10 protein-coding genes are annotated in these 19,909 nt (G+C 66.0%); 6 read left to right on the forward strand and 4 right to left on the reverse strand.

All coding sequences use genetic code 11. From position 1 onward, the window contains the following. Positions 1-185: 185 nt before the first annotated feature. Together BR78_RS0108735 and BR78_RS0108740 are read left to right on the forward strand one after the other, a co-directional pair. Entirely contained in the window at positions 186-1,502 is a 1,317-nt protein-coding gene (locus tag BR78_RS0108735; protein WP_025561159.1) for an L-fuconate dehydratase, read from the forward strand. A gap of 294 nt (positions 1,503-1,796) precedes the next feature. Further along, positions 1,797-2,987 (forward strand): dipeptidase, encoded by a 1,191-nt coding sequence (locus tag BR78_RS0108740; RefSeq protein ID WP_025561160.1) that lies wholly within the window; start codon positions 1,797-1,799, stop codon positions 2,985-2,987. Positions 2,988-3,158: 171 nt separating this feature from the next. On the opposite strand, the gene BR78_RS0108745 is transcribed toward BR78_RS0108740, so the two are convergent. From BR78_RS0108745 to BR78_RS0108760, 4 genes are all read right to left on the reverse strand, one after another. Then, entirely contained in the window at positions 3,159-4,559 is a 1,401-nt protein-coding gene (locus BR78_RS0108745; protein ID WP_025560361.1) for an efflux transporter outer membrane subunit, read from the reverse strand. 51 nt (positions 4,560-4,610) lie between these two features. Continuing rightward, on the reverse strand, positions 4,611-7,793 hold the full coding sequence (locus tag BR78_RS0108750) for an efflux RND transporter permease subunit (RefSeq protein ID WP_025560360.1): 3,183 nt from the start codon (positions 7,791-7,793) through the stop codon (positions 4,611-4,613). Positions 7,794-7,970: 177 nt separating this feature from the next. Continuing rightward, positions 7,971-9,242 carry an efflux RND transporter periplasmic adaptor subunit gene (locus BR78_RS0108755; RefSeq protein WP_025560359.1) on the reverse strand — a complete coding sequence of 424 codons (1,272 nt, stop codon included), beginning with the start codon at positions 9,240-9,242 and terminating at the stop codon, positions 7,971-7,973. After that, positions 9,239-9,613, reverse strand: a complete 375-nt coding sequence (locus tag BR78_RS0108760; protein WP_231478213.1) for a hypothetical protein — start codon at positions 9,611-9,613, stop codon at positions 9,239-9,241. Before BR78_RS0108760 ends, BR78_RS0108755 begins: the two co-directional genes overlap by 4 nt. Positions 9,614-10,519: 906 nt before the next feature. On the opposite strand from BR78_RS0108760, the gene BR78_RS0108770 reads away from it, so the two are divergent. From BR78_RS0108770 to BR78_RS0108785, 4 genes are all read left to right on the forward strand, one after another. Then, positions 10,520-13,372 carry a TonB-dependent receptor gene (locus BR78_RS0108770; protein ID WP_025560358.1) on the forward strand — a complete coding sequence of 951 codons (2,853 nt, stop codon included), beginning with the start codon at positions 10,520-10,522 and terminating at the stop codon, positions 13,370-13,372. A gap of 284 nt (positions 13,373-13,656) precedes the next feature. Then, the gene (locus BR78_RS0108775) at positions 13,657-14,421 is read left to right on the forward strand and encodes a FadR/GntR family transcriptional regulator (protein ID WP_025560357.1); all 765 of its coding nucleotides are present in this window, start codon (positions 13,657-13,659) and stop codon (positions 14,419-14,421) included. A 180-nt stretch (positions 14,422-14,601) separates the two neighbouring features. Then, positions 14,602-16,707, forward strand: a complete 2,106-nt coding sequence (locus tag BR78_RS0108780) for a beta-galactosidase (protein ID WP_025560356.1) — start codon at positions 14,602-14,604, stop codon at positions 16,705-16,707. Between the two features lie 7 nt (positions 16,708-16,714). Further along, positions 16,715-19,795, forward strand: coding sequence for an alpha-L-rhamnosidase (locus tag BR78_RS0108785; protein WP_025560355.1), 3,081 nt, complete (start codon positions 16,715-16,717; stop codon positions 19,793-19,795). Positions 19,796-19,909: the final 114 nt, after the last annotated feature.

Here is a 19,909-nt window from a genome sequence, read left to right on the forward strand (position 1 = left end):
ATGTCCCTTAACACAACAGGAAACTTGCGCCACACACAATTCCCACCTATGAAAATCATACTCATCTGCAAACACGCAGTGGCGTCGCTCGGACGATCGGGCCGCGCAGGAAAGGCAGCAAAACCGATGATCGAGAGGGCACGCACGACGAGCCGGCAGACGCCGCGGGAACCGGTTTCCGCGCGATGACCAGCATTCGTAGATTGCGCGTGCTCGACGTCCGCTTCCCGACGTCGCAGATGCTCGACGGGTCGGACGCGATGAACCCCGATCCGGACTATTCGGCGGCCTATTGCATCCTCGAGACCGACGATCCCGCTCTCGAAGGCCATGGCCTGACCTTCACGATCGGGCGCGGCAACGACGTGGTCTGCGCGGCGATCGAGGCGCTGGCCCCGCTGATCGAAGGGCTCGAGCTCGACTGGATCCGCGAAAACGGCGCGCGTTTTTGGCGGCACATCACGGGCGACAGCCAATTGCGCTGGATCGGCCCCGAAAAGGGCGTGATCCATCTCGCCACCGGTGCGGTGGTCAATGCGGTGTGGGACCTGCTCGCCAAGGCGGCGGGCAAGCCGCTGTGGCAGCTGATCGGCGAGATGTCCCCGGCCGAGCTGATCGGGCTGATCGACTTTCGCTACATCACCGACTGCATCACTCCCGAGGAAGGACTGGCGCTGCTGGAGACGCGCGCGGCGGGCAAGGCGGAGCGCGTCGCGGCGCTGCGCGACAAAGGCTATCCGGCCTACACCACTTCGGCGGGCTGGCTGGGCTATTCGGACGCCAAGCTCGAACGGCTGTGCCGCGAGGCAGTGGCAGAGGGCTTCGATCATGTGAAGTTGAAGGTCGGGCAATCGGTCGAGGACGATATCCGCCGCGTGGCGATCGCGCGCCGGGTGCTGGGCCCCGAGCGAAAGCTGATGATCGACGCGAACCAGGTCTGGGAAGTCGACCAGGCGATCCGGCATCTCGGCGCCCTCGCTTTCGCCAATCCCTGGTTCATCGAAGAGCCGACCAGCCCCGACGATGTCGAGGGGCATCGCGCGATTCGCGAGGCAGTGGCGCCGCTCCGCGTCGCGACCGGCGAGATGTGCCAGAACCGGGTGGTCTTCAAGCAGTTCATCATGCGCGGCGCGATCGACGTGGTGCAGATCGACGCGTGCCGGCTGGGCGGCGTCAACGAAGTACTGGCCGTTCTGCTGATGGCTGCGAAATACGATCTGCCGGTGTGCCCGCATGCCGGCGGCGTCGGGCTGTGCGAATATGTCCAGCACCTCGCGATGATCGACTATCTCTGCTTCGCGGGCACGACGGACGGGCGCGTGATCGAATTTGTCGACCACCTCCACGAACATTTCCTGCATCCGTGCATAGTGGAAAACGGCGCCTATCGCGCGCCGACCGCACCAGGCTTCTCGATCGAGATGAAGGCGTCGAGCCTCGCGACTTTCGACCATCGCAAGCAAGCGGCGCGGGCGCCGATGGCGGCGGACGCAGCCGAATAAGGGAAGATATCGATGAAGTAAGCGGCTGGCGGCGGGGCTTGGAAAGCCTCGTTGAAAGCGCCCTGGCATGCGTGTGTGACCTGGCTGCTAACGCTCCGATAGCGGACATACCGAAAGCCCCGCTGGTTTGGGCCAGGCTCGACCGCGCCGGCTCTTCTTCACGCGCCGTATCCCGACCCAAATACGGATTAACACTATGCCGGGGGGCTATGGCGTTCGCTTATCCGACAGGCTGTACGGTCGCCATCCACCGCGCCATAGCTATGGGTAATTGTCGCTGCCCCGAGGTTCCCGATGAAAAAGCTCGTCCTGCTTGCCCTGCTCGCCGCCACGGCTTCCGCGGCCTCGTACGCGGCGCCCGGGGACGACAAGGACCTGCACAAGAAGCTGCTGACGCTCGATACGCATCTCGACACGCCGGCGCATTTCACCCGCCCCGGCTGGAGTTTCGGCGACCGGCACGATCATGCGACCGATCCGGTGCAGGTCGATCTCGGCCGGATGGACGCCGGCGACCTCGATGGCGGGTTCTTCGTGATCTACACTGCGTCGGGCCCGCTGACGCCCGAGGGCTATGCCGCCGCAAAGGCCTTCGCGCTCAAGCGCTCGGACGAGATCCACGCGACGTTCGCCAAATTCCCGGACCGGATCGGATTGGCAACCAAGGCGAGCGACGCGGTGCGGCTCGACAAGGCAGGCAAGCGCTTCGGCTTCATCAGCATCGAGAACAGCTATCCGCTGGGCGAGGATCTGTCGCTGCTCGGCGAGTTCTACAAGCGCGGCGTACGGATGGCGTCACCGGTGCATTTCCGGAACAACCAGTTCGCGGATTCGGCGACCGACACGCCGAAATGGAACGGCCTCAGCCCGCTGGGCAGGCAATGGGTCGCCGAGATGAACCGGCTGGGCATGGTGCTCGATGCCAGCCACGCCTCGGACGCGGTGCTCGACCAGATGATCGAATTGTCGAAGACACCGGTGATCCTTTCGCACAGCGGATCGAAGGCGATCTTCGATCATGCGCGCAACCTCGACGATGCGCGCCTGCGCAAGCTTGCCGCCTCGGGCGGGGCGATCTGCGCCAACGCCGCCTATCTCGGCAAATCGAACCCCAATGCCGAACGCTCGGAGATCGCCGACAAGCTCGAGGACGCCGCCAAGCTGGGGCTGACCACCGGGGAGGTTGCCGCGCTTACCCGGCGCCTGCGCGCGATCGAGGCGACGGCGCCGTCGCAGCAGGCCGATTTCGAAACCTATATGCGGCTGGTGCTCCATCTGATCGACGTGGCGGGTGTCGACCATGTCTGCTTCGGCGCCGATTGGGACGGCGGCGGCGGCGTCCCCGGCTTCGAGGATATCGACGCGCTGCCCAAGGTTACCGCGCGGCTGCAGCAGGCGGGGTATTCGAGGACCGACATCGAGAAGATGTGGAGCGGCAACGTGCTGCGGCTGGTGCGCATCGCGGACGCGCGCAAGGGGCGATGAGTCAAAGCTCCCCTCCCTGCTCGCAGGGAGGGGCTGGGGGGTGGGTGTGCGCGTCTGCGCGCCTAAAAGACTCTCTCTGGCACCGCAGCACAAAGCGCCGGACGAGGCATCGAGCCTCGCCCGCCGCTACCCACCCCTAACCCCTCCCTAGAAGGGAGGGGAATTATGTGGCTACGTTGTTTGCCAGCCTCCGCCGAGCGCCTTGAACAGATCGACTTGCGTATCGGCGATCTGCGCGTCGGCGGTGGCGAGCGCCGCTTCGGCATCGGCGAAAGTGCGCTCGGCGTCGAGCAATGCCAGCGAATCGATATCGCCTTCGCGCTGGCGCGCGCGGGCGATGTTGACCGCGGCCCGCGCCTCGGTCTGCGCCGCCTGCAGCGCGCTGCGCCGTTCGAGCGCATGGGCATAAGCCGATAGAGCGGTCTCGGTCTCCTGCAGCGCGCCGAGTACGACGCCGTCGAACGTCGCGAGCGACGCCTGGGTGTCGGCCTCCGCCGCGGCGACGCGCGCGCGCGCCGGTTCCGGATTCACTGCCCAGTTGATCAATCCGCCGAGCAGCCAGCGCAGCGGCCCCCCGGTGAAGATGTCGCCCACATTGTTGCCGGTCGAGCCGACCGAACCGCCCAGGCTGATCTTGGGATAGAGATCAGCCGTCGCCACGCCGATCCGCGCAGTGTTGGCGGCGAGGCGGCGCTCCGCGGCGCGAATGTCGGGACGGCGCGCGAGCAAGGCCGCGCCGTCGCCGACCGGGATCGGCTGGTCGAGGCGCAGCGTCTCGGTGCGCGCCCGGGCGGTGTCGGGGAGATCGGCGGGCGTGCGGCCGGTGAGCGTGGCGAGTCGGAACAGTGCCGCATCGCGCTCGGCGGCTAGTGCAGGAACTTCGGCCCGGCGCTGGTTGCGCAGCGCGCCGATCCGGGCGGTGTCCAGCCTTGTGGCAAGGCCGACATTGCGGCGGCGCTCGGTCAGGTCGATCGACTGGTCGAGCAGCTTGACGATACGCTCGGCCACCGCGAGCCGCTCGGCGGCGGAGGCGGCATCGGCATAAGCGCGCGCGGTTTCGGCGGCGACGATCACGCGAACCGCGTCGGCATCCGCCTCGGCGGCGGCGACGTCGCCGCGGCTGGCCTCGACGTTGCGCGACACGCGGCCGAACAGGTCGACTTCGTACGAGACGTCGAGCCCGGCGTCGATCTGCCAGTCCTCGCGCGCGGCGCCGGGCGGACGCTGGCCCGCGGGCAGGCGGCCGTAATTGGCGCCGGCGCTCACGCCCGCTTGCGGGAGCCGGTCGGCGCGGGCCCCGCGCAATGCCGCACGCGCCCGCGCGATCCGGGCCACCGCCACGCGGACATCGGTGTTCGCGGCGAGTGCGTCGGTGACGAGCTGATCGAGCACCGGATCGTTGTAGAGCCGCCACCAATCGCCCTTGACGGGTTCCGGAGTGACCGCGGGGCTGGTCGTGACGAAATTGCCGGCGGCAGTCTGCGGGTGAACCGGAGCGACATAATCGGGGCCGGCAGCACAGGCCGCGAGGGCGAGCGCAGAGGCAGTGGCAAGAATAACGCGATAAGTCATTTCATTTCCTCCTGCGCGTCCCCCGGCTTTCGCCGGGGTGACGGCTGGTGATTATTCGGCCGGCTGGAGCTCGGCGGCGGGCGCCTCTCCCGATCCACGCCGTCTGCGCGCGAGACGCTGTCCAAGCCCGCGGCAGACGACGTAGAAAGTTGGGGTGAAGAGCAGGCCGAAACCGGTCACGCCCATCATCCCGAAGAACACCGCAGTGCCCAGCGCCTGACGGAGCTCGGCCCCTGCCCCGCTCGCGATCAGCAGCGGCACCGCGCCGAGGATGAAGGCGAACGAAGTCATCAGGATCGGCCGCAGGCGATCGCGCGCGGCACGCACCGCGGCTTCCACCGGCGACAACCCGTCCCGCGCCTCGGCCTGCTGCGCGAACTCGACCACGAGGATCGCGTTCTTGGCGGCAAGCGCGATCAGCACGACCAGCCCGATCTGGGTGAGGACGTTGTTGTCCATTCCCCGCAGGTTCACGCCGGCCATGGCCGCGAGCAGGCACATCGGCACGATCAGGACGATCGCCAGCGGCAACGTCAGGCTCTCATATTGCGCCGCCAGCACGAGGAAGACGAACAGCACGGCCAGCCCGAACACGAGGCCTGCGGTGCTTCCCGCCATCTTCTGCTGGAAGGCGATGCCCGTCCATTCCGCGCCGTAGCCGGGAGGCAATTGGCTCGCGAGCTTCTCCATCGAGTCGAGCGAAGCGCCCGAGCTATAACCCGGTGCGGTATCGCCATCGACTTCCACCGCCGGGAACAGATTATAGCGCGTGACGCGATACGGCCCGGTCTTGTTCTCGAAAGTCGACACCGAACCGATCGGCACCATCTGGCCGGAATTCGAGCGAGTCTTGAGATTGGCGATGTCGGCTTCGGTAGCACGGAACGGCGCGTCGGCCTGTGCGGTGACGCGATAGGTGCGGCCGAGCATGTTGAAGTCGTTCACGAAGGTCGAGCCGAGATAGACGTTGAGCGCCTCGAACACGCGTTCCGGCGGAACGCCGAGCAGATTGGCCTTGCGCCGGTCGATATCGGCGAAGACGCGCGGCGTAGCGGTGTTGAAGAACGAGTAGACCTGCTTGAGGCCTTCGGTCTGGTTGGCCTGGCCGATCAGCCCGAACGCGGTCTTGCCGAGTGCCTCATAGCCATGCTCGCCGCGATCCTCGATCATCATCCGATAACCGCCGGCCGAGCCGATGCCCTGGATGAGCGGCGGTGGGACGACGAGCAGCATCGCCTCGTTGATGTCGGCGGTGCGCTTGCGCGCCTCGTTCATGATCTCGGCATAGCTGACGCCGAGCTTCTTGCGCTCCTCGAACGAAAGCAGAGGCACATAAGCAGCGGCGCTGTTCGGAGCGAGCGTCTGCGACGGACCGTCGAAGCCCGCGAGCATCACCGAGCCCTTGACGCCCTTGATCGGCAGGATGCGCGCGACGACCTTGCGCATCACTTCGTCGGTACGTTCGAGCGACGAGCCGGGGGGCAGCTGGATGACCGTGAGGAAGTAGCCCTGGTCCTGCGCGGGGATGAAGCCGACCGGCGTCACCCAGAACAAGCCGATCGTCGCCGCGATCAATCCGGCATAGGTCACCATCATCCGCTTGGGCCGCGTCACCAGTGCGCGGGTGAGCCTCGAATAGCCCTCGCTCATCCGGTCGAAACCATGGTTGAACAGGTCCGCCCCGCGACGCAGCACGCGTGAAATCGGCCCCTTCGGTTCGCCCTCATGCCCTTTCAGCAGCACGGCAGCGAGCGCGGGTGACAGTGTGAGCGAGACGAGCAGCGAAATCGCAGTCGCGACGGAGATCGTTACTGCGAACTGCTTGTAGAAGGCGCCCGACAGACCATTGAGGAACAGGGTCGGCAGGAACACCGCGAGCAGCACGAGGACAATCGCGACGAGCGCGCCCGACACTTCGTCCATCGAGGTCTTCGCCGCCTCGAGCGAGGACATGCCCCGTGCGAGGTTGCGCTCGACATTCTCGACCACGACGATGGCGTCGTCGACGACGATGCCGATCGCCAGCACGAGGCCGAACAGCGAGAGGTTGTTGAGCGAATAGCCCAGCGGCAACAGCACCGCCATCGTGCCGATCAGCGAGACCGGGATCGCCACGACCGGGATGATCGCCGCGCGCCACTTTTGGAGGAAGACGATGACGACGAGCACGACGAGCAGGATCGCCTCGCCCAGCGTGTGATAGACCGCGTCGATCGACTGGGCGATGAACTCGGTCGGGTTGTAGATGACGCGATATTCGAGGCCCTTGGGGAAGTTCTTCGAAATCTCCTTCATCTCGTGCTCGATCGCCTGCGCGGCGGCGAGCGCGTTCGAGCCCGGCCGCTGATAGGCGGCGAGGATCACGGTCGGCTGGTTCGAGAGATAGGTATTGGCGTTATAGTCCGCCGCGCCCAGTTCGACGCGGGCCACGTCGCTGACGCGGACCTGACGCCCGTCACTGTCGGTGCGGATCACGACCTGTCCGAACTCGGCAGGATCCTTGAGGCGGCCTTGCGTCTCGACGTTGAGCTGGAAGGCGTTGCCGCTGGGCGTCGAACCCGGCTGACCGAGCGAACCCGCTGCAACCTGAATATTCTGCCCCCGCAGCGCCTGGACGATATCGCCCGCGGTGAGGTCGAGCGCCGCGGCACGGCCCGGATCGATCCAGACGCGCATCGCATAGTCGCGCGCCCCGAACATCCGGACATCGCCCACGCCGTTGATGCGGGCGAGGCGGTCCTTCACCTGCGTCAGAGCGTAGTTGGAGATGTAGCTGCGATCGATCGAATTGTCGGGCGAGATCAGGTTGACCACCATCAGGAAGTCAGGAGTCGTCTTGCGCGTCACGACGCCGAGTCGCTGCACTTCCTCGGGCAGGCGAGGTATGGCAACGGCCACGCGGTTCTGCACCAGCACCTGCGCGGCATCGAGATTGGTGCCCGACTTGAACGTCACAGTGATCGTGACGCTGCCGTCGCCGGTCGACTGGGACGACTGGTAGAGCATGTCGTCGACGCCGTTGATTTCCTGCTCGATCGGCGCGGCGACCGTCTCGGCGACGGTCTCGGCCGAGGCGCCGGGATAGGCGGCGGTGACCGTAACCGTCGGCGGGACGATGTCGGGATATTGCGAAATCGGCAGCGCCAGATAGGCGATCGCGCCGATGATCGTGATCACGATCGCGATGACCGCCGCGAAGATCGGGCGGGTGATGAAGAAACGCGAGAGGCGCATGGGCCTACTCCTCGTAAGAGGGTTTCAAGTGTCCGTTCGGCCTGAGCTTGTCGAAGGCCCGCTGACCGCATGCGATGCGCGCGTGGCGGGCTGCCCTTCGACAAGCTCAGGGCGAACGGGAAATACTAGCAATGGGTCCTGCCGCCGGGCCTTGGGGACCGCCCGGCGGCAGGTCGGTCAGCGGGCGAAAGTGGCTTCGCCCGTGACCGGAGCCGATACGACTGGTGCCGTGGCCACAGCCTGGGGTTCGATCTTGCCCGGCTTGACCTGAACCTTGCCTCCCGGCGGCACCACCTGCGCGCCGGCCAGGACCACGCGGTCCTGCGGAGTGAGGCCCGAGCGGACGATGCGCAGCCCGTCGACGACGGGTCCGACCGTGACCGGCTTCGGCTGGAGCGTGCCGTCCTTGCCCACCGTCATCACGATCTTGCGAGCCTGATCGGTCGATACGGCCGAATCGGGGATCAGCAGTGCCTGTGCGGTGCCGCCCGCCGAGAGCCGCATGTTGCCGAACATGCCCGGAGTGAGGAACATGTCGGGATTGCGCAGCACGGCGCGGCCGCGGATCGTTCCCGACCGCGGATCGAGCCCGTTGTCGGTGAAGTCGAGCCCGCCCTTCCAGCGATAATCGGCTTCGTCCTGAAGTCGGATCTCGACCGGCGACTGGGCACTCCCCGCCGCCTGCGCGCGCTTGGTCTTGAGGAACAACGCCTCGGAGCCGTCGAAGGTGAAGTAGATCGGATCGAGCGCATTGATCGTGGTGAGCAGCGAACCGCCCGCCCCCTCTCCGGCCGCGACCAGATTGCCGGCATCGACCTTGCGGTCCGAGATGCGGCCGGCGATCGGGGCGCGGACCTGGGTGAATTCGACGTCCAGCCCACGGGCACGAACCCGGGCCTCCGCCGCAGCAACCGAGGCACGCGCCGCACGGACCCGCGCCTGGAGCCGCTCGACATCGCTCTTCGACACCGCTTCCGCCGCGACCAGTCGCTCGGCGCGGCTTAGATCGGACTGGGCCAGCGCCAGATCGCTCTGCGCGGTGGCGAGACCGGCCCGAGCCTCGGCAAGCGCCGCAGCGAACGGGCGCGAGTCGATCGTGAAGAGCAATTGCCCCTTCTGGACGATCGCGCCGTCGGTGAAGTGAATGCCGACGACCTGCCCCGAGACACGCGGCCGCACCTCGACGCTGCGGCTCGCCTCGAAGCGACCGACATAATCGTCCCATTCATTGACCTGGCGAACCAGCGGCTGGGCGACGGTAACCGTGGGCGGCGGCGGCGCGGCGACCGCCGGCGATTCACGATTGAAGACGCTCACCCCGCCAGCCACGAGCAGCACCGGCAGCGCGACGAACGCGCCTTTCTGCCAGAGCGGCCGGCGCTTGCGGTCGAGCGGACCCGGCTCCGCCTCGTTGGGCTCGACCGGATCGATACGCGTGATCATGTTCATGCACGTTTTCCCTGATTGAGAGCTGCCCGGCCCCGGCTGATACTGGCGAGCAGCGTTTCATATTGTTCGATGGTGAAGCCCGCCTCGTGGAAGGCGCGGATCGCGGCGCGCGGAACCGTGTAGCCGCGATGCCAGGCATGCACGGCGAGACGGCGAAGCGCCTCCAGACGGGAGTCGGCGAGTTCGGGGTTGGGCCGCTGCCCGCCGAAGATCATGGTGAGGGCAGTGGCGAGCTTCCCCGGCTTTTCGAGCGAGGAGAGCCGATCGTGCTGGGCGATCGCCACCACTTGCCATTCGAGCGCGGAAAAGCCCGTCTGGGTGCGCGGCGCGGCGACGACGTCGACGGGAGCCGCGACGGGGCTGCCCTGCAATGCGGAAAAGTTCAGATACGCGATGGGTCTTCTCCCTTCTGGCCGGCGGCGGACGCACCGCTCCCCTGCCCGCGGCACCTAGGCCACGGATCACCGGCGATTGTTGTCGCGAAGGCGCAAACTCCCTCCCCGCGAATCCCGTTCGCGCGGCAGGCAGGCCGAGCCTGAAATGTGGATCGGCGCGCGGGGCGCCGATGGTTCAGGCCGTAGCCCGATCTCGCTGTTTGCAAGGCTGACGCATAGGCAGCTCCTTCGTCTGGTCCCGGTTGCGAAGGTGACGGATCACTTCCATACCGACTGGTATAGAAATCGTGCTGCGCCGCGTCAAGGGCTTTCTATACTGGCCGGTATTTTTATTGTCGAGAGGGTCGGGCCGCAAAAAAGGGAGCCATGTGCGAAACTAGGCAAGCGCCCTGCGGCTTTTCAAGCGTGATGGTCCAGCGTGACGGCAATATCGACCTCGGCGGCCGCTCGAACGAGATCGTCGAGGGCATCGGCATAGGACATTGGTCTCTCCCGGGATTTCGATGTTTCTCGAGCTGGCGAACCCGGACTGCCGTCACCTCCTTCCGGCGTGGCTGAGATCCAGGCACGGAGCGGCGGAACACGGACCCCGTCAGCCGCCCCGCTCCTGGGCTTTCCAACCTACGATCATCCAACAGCCAAGCCGCCGGCCTCAACCGCTATCGCCGGCATGCGCTACAAATCCTCCCCGCAGTCATGGGATCGCGTTAGCGCGCAAACGGCGCAGTCGCGGAGATTTGCCTGACAATTTAACGGGCAATGAGAGGAATTATACCCGGGGTTCCGGCTTTTCTCAGAAATGCCCTTGACGAGCCCAATGTTTGTCAGACAAATAAGATTTAGCAGACGCCACAATGGCGCGGCTCAGGAGAGGGGACTTTTATGAAGCGGTTTGCGCTTTACGTTTCGGTTGCGCCGTTCGCGCTGATGGCATTTCCTGCATATTCCCAGACCACGGTCACGGCAGCGACCCAGGATGCGCCTGCCGCAGATGAGCAAAAGGAAAAGGCTCCCGCCGGCGAATCCGGCACCGAGGCAGACCCCCGGGACATTGTGGTGACGGGCTATCGCGCCAGCCTCGGGACCGCGCAGGCGATCAAGCGCAATTCCGATGCGATTCTGGACGCGATCGTCGCGCAGGACATCGGCAAGCTTCCCGACAACACGGCTGCAGAATCGCTCGCCCGCGTTACCGGCGTGCAAGTGAATCGCTTCAGCGACGAAGTGAGCCAGGTTCTGGTTCGCGGCCTCCCCGACGTCGCAACCACGTTCAACGGCCGCGACATCTTCACTGCCGAGCTTCGACGTTCCCAGCTGCAGGATTTCCCTGCAGGCGCGTTGGCCGGCCTGGAAGTCTACAAGTCCGGCACGGCGGACTTGCTCGAGCCCGGCCTTGCCGGCCTCATCAACGTTCGCTCACGCCGTCCGTTCGACTTCACCGAGAATTTCGTCGTCGCCGGCGGCATTCGCGGCACCTACAATGACCAGAGCGGCAAGTACGACCCCCTCGGGAACATTCTGATCAGCGCTCGCGCCGATAGCTCCATTGGCGAGATCGGCATTCTGGTGAATGCCTCCTACAGCCAGGCGCAATATCGGAACGCGGTGCGCTGGGGGGACGGCTGGATCACCGGCCCGAGCGCGGGAACGACGGTCCAGCCTGCGTCCGTCGGCCGGGATTTCCGCATCCCCGGAGCGGTCGGCGTATATAATGACAGCGGCAAGCGCTGGCGCCCGGCGCTCAATGCCAGCGTTCAGTGGAAGCCGAACCCCGATCTCGAGATTTACTACGACTTCCTCTACCAGGGCTATCGCGGACGCGGCGCCAACGACTGGTGGCGCACGCCGCTGATCGACGGCAATCCGACGCTGACCAATGTCGTCCTGCGCGAAGACAAGCCGGATCAGGTGGAGAGCCTGACCAAGGTTGGCGGTTTCCGTCCGGAAGCCTATCGCAGCACCAACGCCGGCTACACCAACACCTATCAGGCGGCAGGCGGCATCAAGTGGAATGTCGGCCGCGCCAAATTGTCGACCGATCTCGCTTATACGCGAAGCGAATATGGCTCGGACGAATGGAGCTTCGACTCCTCGCTGTTCAGCTCGCCGACGGCCAATGTCGACTTCTTCGTCGACAACGGCGTGTCATGGGATTTCGAAGGCTTCGATGTCAAAAATCCGGCCAATTATCGCTGGCGCGGCTATTACGAGAGCATCTACCGCGTGCAGGGCAAGGGATGGCAATGGCGGGGCGATCTCGACCTCGAGACGGACATCTCGTTCCTGCCGAAATTCCAGTTCGGCGTACGGTGGACCGATCGCGACGCCTCGCTCCGGCGCGGGAACCGCTACGCTTATACCGACACGCTCAACATCCCCCTCGCGAACACTCCGGCAGGCGAGCTCGAGCTGACGCAGGATGCGTTCCGCGGCAATCAGGGCTTCACCAGCTGGCTCATGCCTTCGCGTGAGGGCATTGCCGGCAATGCGCCCGCGTTGCGGCAATTCGCCTACAAGGCTCTGCAGCAGATCGTTGCGGCGAACCCCAATGATGCGGGCTACCGCGATGCGCTCGCCCGCTTCTCGACCCCCACCGTCCAGCTCGATCCCCGCGCCGCCTTCTTCGCGGAAGAGCAGACCTATGCGTTCTATGGCCAGACCAAATACGAATTCAATTTGGGCAATTTCCGCATCGACGGTCTGATCGGCGCGCGCGTGGTCAATACCGTGGGACGGTACAGCGGCAATTCGAACGTCACCTTCAATGGCGTCACGACCAGCGAACCGCGTGTGACGAAGGCGAACTATGTCGACGTGCTTCCGAACTTCAGCCTCCGCATCCGCCCGGACGACAAGCTGCAGATCCGCTTCGGCGTGACGAAGACCCGGACCAAGCCCGAATTCGGACAGCTCAATCCGGCACTGTCCATCTCGCAGAACACCTCCACCATTCCGCCCGGCGGCGTGGTGCCGGACACGCGCTTCGGGCCCGGTCTCCAGGGGCGCCCCAATGCCTATGGCAGCGGCGGCAACCCGGATCTGCAGCCGCTGACCTCGACGAACTACGACGCCACGGTCGAATATTACTTCTCGCCGACCGCCTCGCTGAGCGCAGCGGTATTCTATCGCGATCTGAACGGCTTCATCGCGAATTATACCAATCGTACGATCGATCCCGTATATGGCCTCATCGAGATCAACCGCCCCGAGAATGCCGGCGCGGGCAGGATCAAGGGCGTCGAGGTGGGCGGTCAGACCTTCCTCGACTTCCTGCCCGGAATCCTCAGTGGCTTCGGCGTGCAGGCGAACGTGACCTATCTCGATGGCGAGCAGCAATATCCCGCGAACCTGTTTGCCAGCGTGACGGGCAGCAACGCAGAACCGCCGTTCGTGAAGATCCCGGGCCTGTCGAAGTGGACATACAATGCGGCTCTGTTCTTCGAGAAGGGCAAAATATCTTCGCGCCTTTCCTTGAACAATCGTGCGTCCTTCCTGAATGGGAATTTCGTCAACGCGCAGGGCGTCTACCTGGGTGAAGGAACCGAGAACATCAACCGTCTGGATTTCTCGTTCAACTATACACCGATACCGGAAATAACCTTTACGCTGGATGTCGCAAACATCCTTGCGAAACCTTTCAACAACTATGCCCAATATGCGGAGGACCGCTACTATCCGCGCGACATTCGCGACGAGGGCCGCTATTTTGGTCTAGGCGCGCGATTCCGCTTCTAATGGATTGTCTCGTCGAAGGGGCGGCGCGCCCGCTCCTTCGACGAGTCCTTCAGCAAAACGCGGGGCGTCGCTACGCCTCGATCGGGTCGACTGAATGCGCGCGATGCACGCGCCACCGATCATCAACCCGGCCCGCTTGTTCTCCATTATTGTCAGACAAGACGAGCGTGCCGCGTCGTTGCTGCCAAGCCCGCTTCTATTGCCTGACAAAAACACGCATTCCGTAACGGCGGGGTTGCCGCCGCGGCGCCCGCGAGCCTAAGCTCACCCCTCGGAGGGATAACATGACGGCGGGCAAGCGCGGGCGACCTGCCCATATTTCTCTGGCACAGCAGCTCGGCGTTTCGATCGTCACCGGGCGCAACGCGCCCGGCACCATCCTCCCCGGCGAGATCGATCTGGCCGAGAAGTTCGGCGTGTCGCGCAGCGTGATACGCGAATCGCTGCGGATGCTGTCTGCCAAGGGGCTCGTCGAGAGCAAGCCGAAGGCCGGCACCAAAGTCCGCGACCGTCATTTCTGGAACATGCTCGATCCAGAGCTGCTCGGCTGGATGTTCGAGGGGGCGCCTCCGCTCCCCTTCGTGCACAGCCTCTTCCAGTTGCGCATGATCGTCGAGCCCTCGGCAGCGGAGCTGGCAGCGCTGGGGCGAAGCGCGCGCCAGCTGTCGCGCATGGGCCACGCGCTCGAGGAGATGGCCAAGCACGGACTCGAGAACGAGATAGGCCGCGCCGCCGATCAGCGCTTCCACGCCCTCATCCTCGAAGCAACCGGGAACGAACTGCTGGTCAGCCTCTCCGCCAGCATCTCCGCCGCGGTTCATTGGACCACCTTCTTCAAGTATCGCAGCAACAGGAAGCCCATCGATCCGATGCCTCCGCACCAGGCGTTGTTCGAGGCGATCGCCAATAGCGACGCGGCCGCCGCGCGCGAGGCGACCATCGTGCTGGTTCGCCAGGCCCAGATCGATACCGAAGTGGCAATCGAGGAGGAAACGCATCGTGCTGCCTCGGGACCGAAAGAGAACGGGCACGCGGCACCTCGCGGCTAGGCGGCAAGCGCCGGCGCCTGCGCCGCTTTCGGCGACCCGGCGGGCTTGACCGACACCTCCCTGGCTTTATTGTCTTACTTAATAATGGAGGGGAAGCGTTGGCGGCGACGGCACCGGCCGCCGCGCCATCGATCTGGGGCTGTGAACCCGGACGCTCTCGTCGAACCGGGAGGCCAATCGGTGAAGAAGATCACGCGCGCGTTGCTCGCATCGGCCCTGGTTCTGGCGGAACCCGGCGTCGCGGCGCCCCCGGCCACGAAGCTTCCAGGCACGATCCTGTACGGCGTCGCTTATTATGACGAGTACACGCCGGTCGACCGTGTCGAAGAAGATGCGCGGCTGATGAAGGCGGCCAACATCAGTGTCGTCCGGATCGCCGAATCGACCTGGGGAACGCTCGAACGGCAACCCGGCGTGTTCGATTTCAGCCATGTCGACCGGATGCTGGCGGCGATGCACCGTCACGGCATCAAGGTGATCGTCGGCACGCCCACTTATGCCATTCCGACCTGGCTCGCGCGCGCGCATCCGAACGTGCTCGTCACCCGGCCCAACGGCCGCGCCGAATTCGGCTACCGCCAGAACATGGACATCACCGACCCCGACTATCGCGCCGCGGCCGAGCGCGTGATCATCGCGCTGATCGATCATGTGAAGGACCATCCGGCCGTCATCGGTTATCAGGTCGACAACGAGACCAAGGCCTATGGCACCAGCGGCCCCAATGTGCAGGCGGCTTTCGTCGCTGCGGTGAAGGCGAAATGGCCGAGCCTCGACGCGCTGAACAAGGCATGGGGGCTCGATTACTGGAGCAACCGGATCAATCGCTGGGAGGATTTCCCCTCCACCAACGGCACGATGAACGCGAGCGTCGCCAATGCCTTCGCCGAGTTCCAGCGCGGCCTCGTCACCGAATTCCTGACCTGGCAGGCAGGTCTCGTCCGCGCCCATGCCCGGCCCGATCAGTTCATCACGCAGAATTTCGATCTGGGCTGGCGTGGCCATTCCTATGGCGTGCAGCCCGAAGTGAACCATTGGCTCGCCGCCCGCCCCCTCGATGTCGCGGGTATCGACATCTACCACCCTAGCCAGGAACGGCTGACCGGCGCCGAGATCGCCTTTGGCGGCGATCTGACCCGCTCGATGCGCGACGGCCAGAATTATCTGGTGCTCGAGACGCAGGCGCAGGGCTTCCCCGAATGGACGCCCTTCCCCGGCCAGCTGCGGCTGCAGGCGTTCAGCCACCTCGCCTCCGGCGCCCATCTGGTCGAATATTGGCACTGGGCGACGACCGCAAACGCCGTGGAGACTTATTGGCGCGGGCTGCTGGGGCAGGACTACAAGCCCAACGCGCTCTATGACGAAGCCAGGGGCATCGGCGCGGACTTCAAGCGGCTCGGGCCCAAACTGGTCGACATGACCAAGCGAAACCAGGTCGCGGTCTATGTCAGTAACCGTGCGCAAAGCGCCTTCGATTCGTTTCGGATCAACGCCGACGGGCAGAGCATCAGCTACAACGAAGTGCTCCGCCCCTTCTATGACGCGCTCTACCGGCAGAATATCGAAGCCGACATCCTTTCGCCCGATTCGAAGATCTCGCTCGATCGCTACAAGCTGATCATCGTACCCGCACTCTATGCCGCGAGCGACGCCGAACTCGAGCGGCTCAACGCCTTTGCCCGCGCCGGGGGCCACGTCGTCTACACCTTCAAGAGCGGCTTTTCCGACGAGAACACCAAGGTCCGCTACACAGCCCAGCCCGGCGGGATCGCCGAGGCGGCGGGGGTCACCTATCAAATGTACACGCCTCCGCGCGACGTGACGCTCGATGTGGACCCGTTCCGCGCAGGCCCGCCGGCCACCCCAGATGCGTTGAAGGTGCGCTGGTGGATGGAGATGCTGAAGCCCACCACGGCGACGGTGCTGGCGCGGTACCACCACCCCTCCTGGCCCCCCGATGCCGCGATCACGCGCAACCGCTACGGCAAGGGCGAGGTCACCTATGTCGGGTTCATGCCGAGCGACGCCTTGATCGAGGAGTTGCTCGCCGACGCCGCGCACCGGGCCGAAGTGCCGGTCGGCACGACGCGCTTCCCGCTGATCGTGCGGGGCGGGACGCTGAAGAACGGCCACCGGGTACGCTATGTCCTGAACTATTCGGCCCGCCCAGCGACGCTGGCGGCAGGCGTCGCGCCGGGAACCGAGCTTATCACCGGGCGCAGGCTGGGCAGCGGCGATGCACTCGCGTTGTCGCCATGGGGCGTCGCCGTGGTTGAAGAGGACTGACCGGCCCATGCCCCTGATCGATCGCCGTACCTTGTTGGCCGGCGGGCTCGGCGCCGGCTGGCTGGCGGCGCCCGGGGCACACGCCTGGACGGCGACGCGGCTCGGAGCCGACAATCTGCGCGCCGCCGCATTGCAGGACCCGCTGGGTATCGGCGACGCGCGGCCCATGCTGTCCTGGCAAGTGATCGGGCCGGCGGGCACGGCACAGGCCGCCTATCGCATTCGCGTCGCGAGCGATCCGGCGATGCTTGCGTCGGGGAAAGCCGATCTTTGGGACAGCGGGCGCGTCGAAAGCGGCATCTCGACGGGTGTGCCCTATGCCGGCCGGGTGCTGGAATCGCGGCAGCGCTGTCACTGGCAGGTCAAGCTCTGGAGCCCGGACGGGGAATCCGGCTGGAGCGCGCCGGCGGTCTGGGAAATGGGTTTGCTGCTGCCGGCGGACTGGTCGGGCGAATGGCTGGCGATCGAAAGCGCGGCCGAGCGCGACGACCGGCTGGCCGAACCGCGCTGGGCCAAGGCGCAGACGCCGGACGAGCGGCAACCTGGCCGGTTCCGCCTTTCCTTCCGCAGCGGTGCCGGCGAAGGCCGGCTGATCCTCCATACAGCGAGCAAGCTCGTCGGGTTGATGCTCGACGGACGGCCGATCGAAGTGCCGTCCTGGCATCCGGACGCCTATGGCGGACCGCCTGCGGCGAGTTTCCCCCTCGCGCTGATGGCGGGCGAGCATGTGCTGACGGCGGAGGTGGCCGCACGTCGCGAGGGCGGCAAGGCGCTCGCAACGCTCGCCGCGCAGATCCGGGTGCCGCAGGCCGACGGCTCGGTCCTGCGCCTGGTCGAAGGCTGGCGTGTCGCGGGGCCCGACGACAGTTGGACGCCAGCGACGATGCGCGCAAATCGGAGGCATTTCCCCTGGCCGCCTACGCCCGCCCGGCTGTTGCGCCGGGCATTTCGGCTGGGCGCCGCTCCACGCACGGCGCGGCTCTACGTGGCGGCGCTTGGAGGCTACCGGATCTGGATCAACGGCCAACGGGTCGGCGACGACGAGCTCCAATGCGAACCCGCCGAGTATCGCAAGCACATTCCGTATCGCACCTATGACGTTGCACCGCTGCTGCGGGCGGGCGACAATGTCGTCGGCGTGCTGGCCGGCGACGGCTTCTACGCCAGCTATCAGGCACCCGACGGCCGCTGGGCCTATGGCCCCGCGCCGCGCCGGCTGAAGCTGATGATCGAGGCGCGGACGGCGGATGGCGCCGTGGAGCGGATCGCGACCAATTCCGAATGGCGCCACCGGCAATCGCCGATCACCCTCTCGGAAATCTATGCCGGCGAGGATCACGATCGCCGCGAATGGCCGCAGGACTGGTCCGCCTTTGGCTTCGACGACGGCACCTGGGAACGCGCATGGCCGGCGCCCGTCCCCGCCGCGCAACTGGTTTCCCCGCTGGCGCAGCCGATCCGGGCCACGCGCATCGTGCCGCCGCTCACGATCCGCCGGATCGGGCCGCGCACGCACCTCGTCGATTTCGGGCAGAATTTCGCGGGCCGCGTGCGCCTGACCGTGGCGGGCGGGCGCGGGAACCTGGTGACCGTCGAGCACGCCGAGATCCTGACCGCCGACGGGATGCTCGACCGCCGCAACCTGCGCGCGGCACGCGCGGAGGATCGCTACATCCTGTCCGGCGACCCGAAGGAGACGCTGGAGCCCGTCTTCACCTTCCAGGGCTTTCGCTACGCACAAGTCGACGGCCTTGCCGAGTTGCGTGCCGATATGGTCGAGGGCGTGGTCCTCTCCAGCGACCTGCCCGAGATCGGCACCTTCACGATCGCGGAACCCACCATCCAGAAGCTGTGGCTCAACACCTTGTGGAGCCAGCGGTCGAACTTCCGTGGCAACCCCACCGATTGCCCGCAGCGCGACGAGCGCCTCGGCTGGACCGGCGATGCCCAGGTCTTCTGGGATACCGCCGCGTTCAACATGGACGTGGGCGGCTTCACGCGCTCCTTCACGCGCATGCTGCGCGACGATCAGGCCGCCAACGGCGCCTATCCGATGTGGTCGCCCTCGCCCAAGGGATTGGGATGGGGAACGTCCACCCCGACCCCGGGCTGGGCGGATGCGGGGGTGATGCTGCCCTATGTCAGCTTCCTGCACACGGGCGGCGCGAGCGTGGTCGACGACAATTGGGCGGCGATGACCGCGTATCTCGAGGGCATCCTCGCGGCCAATCCGGACGGACTCTGGAAGGAAGGACGCGGCGCCGATCTGGGCGACTGGCTGGCGCTCGACGCCAAACAGCCCGGCGACGAGACGACCCCCAAGCCCTTGATCGCGACCGCGATGCTCGCGCGCTCGCTCGACCAGATGGCGCGCATGGCGGCGTGGACCGGCCGGAAAATGGATGCCTCCACCTGGCGGCGGCGCGCCGAGGCCACGCGATCGGCCTTTGCCCGGGCCTTCGTCACGGCCGACGGCATTGTCGGCAACGGCAGCCACACCGGCTACATTCTCGCATTGCGTCTCGACCTGGTGCCGAAGACCCTCCGCGGCGCCGCGGGAGCGAGGCTTGCCGCGGACATCCGGCGACGCGGCACGTTGCTGTCGACAGGGTTTCTCGGCACGCCGCTCGCGCTCGACGCCCTCGTCGACATCGGCGAGCGCGCCCTCGCCTTCGACCTGTTGCTGCGCACCGATTATCCTTCCTGGGGCTATATGGTGCGCCGCGGCGGCGCGACGACGACCTGGGAACGCTGGAACAGCGACGTCGGCGACGTCTCGATGAACTCGTTCAACCATTATGCCTTCGGCGCGGTCTGCTCGTTCCTATATCGTCGGGTGGGCGGTGTCGAACCCATCGAGCCCGGCTTCCGCCGCTTCCGGATCGCCCCCGCATTCGATCCGCGCATCGGCTCCGCGAGCGTGTCGCTCGATAGCGCTTCAGGTCCCATTCGGCTGAAGTGGGGCCGCGATGGGAGCCGCATCGCTACCCGGTTGGAAGTGCCCGCGAACACGACCGCCGAGCTAATGCTGCCTGGCCTCCGTCGGATCTGCCACCCCGGTCGGCACGAACTGACCTCTCGCGGCTGATCCCGACCCTCGTGGCTCCGGAAAGGGCGGACGCGGAATGGCTGCTGTGAGGATAGGGGTCCGTCAAAGCGGACGCCGATCCCTCCGGGCGATTACGCAGGCGCGCCCTAACCC

This window comes from Sphingomonas sp. UNC305MFCol5.2, assembly GCF_000712135.1.
Classification (GTDB): domain Bacteria; phylum Pseudomonadota; class Alphaproteobacteria; order Sphingomonadales; family Sphingomonadaceae; genus Sphingomonas.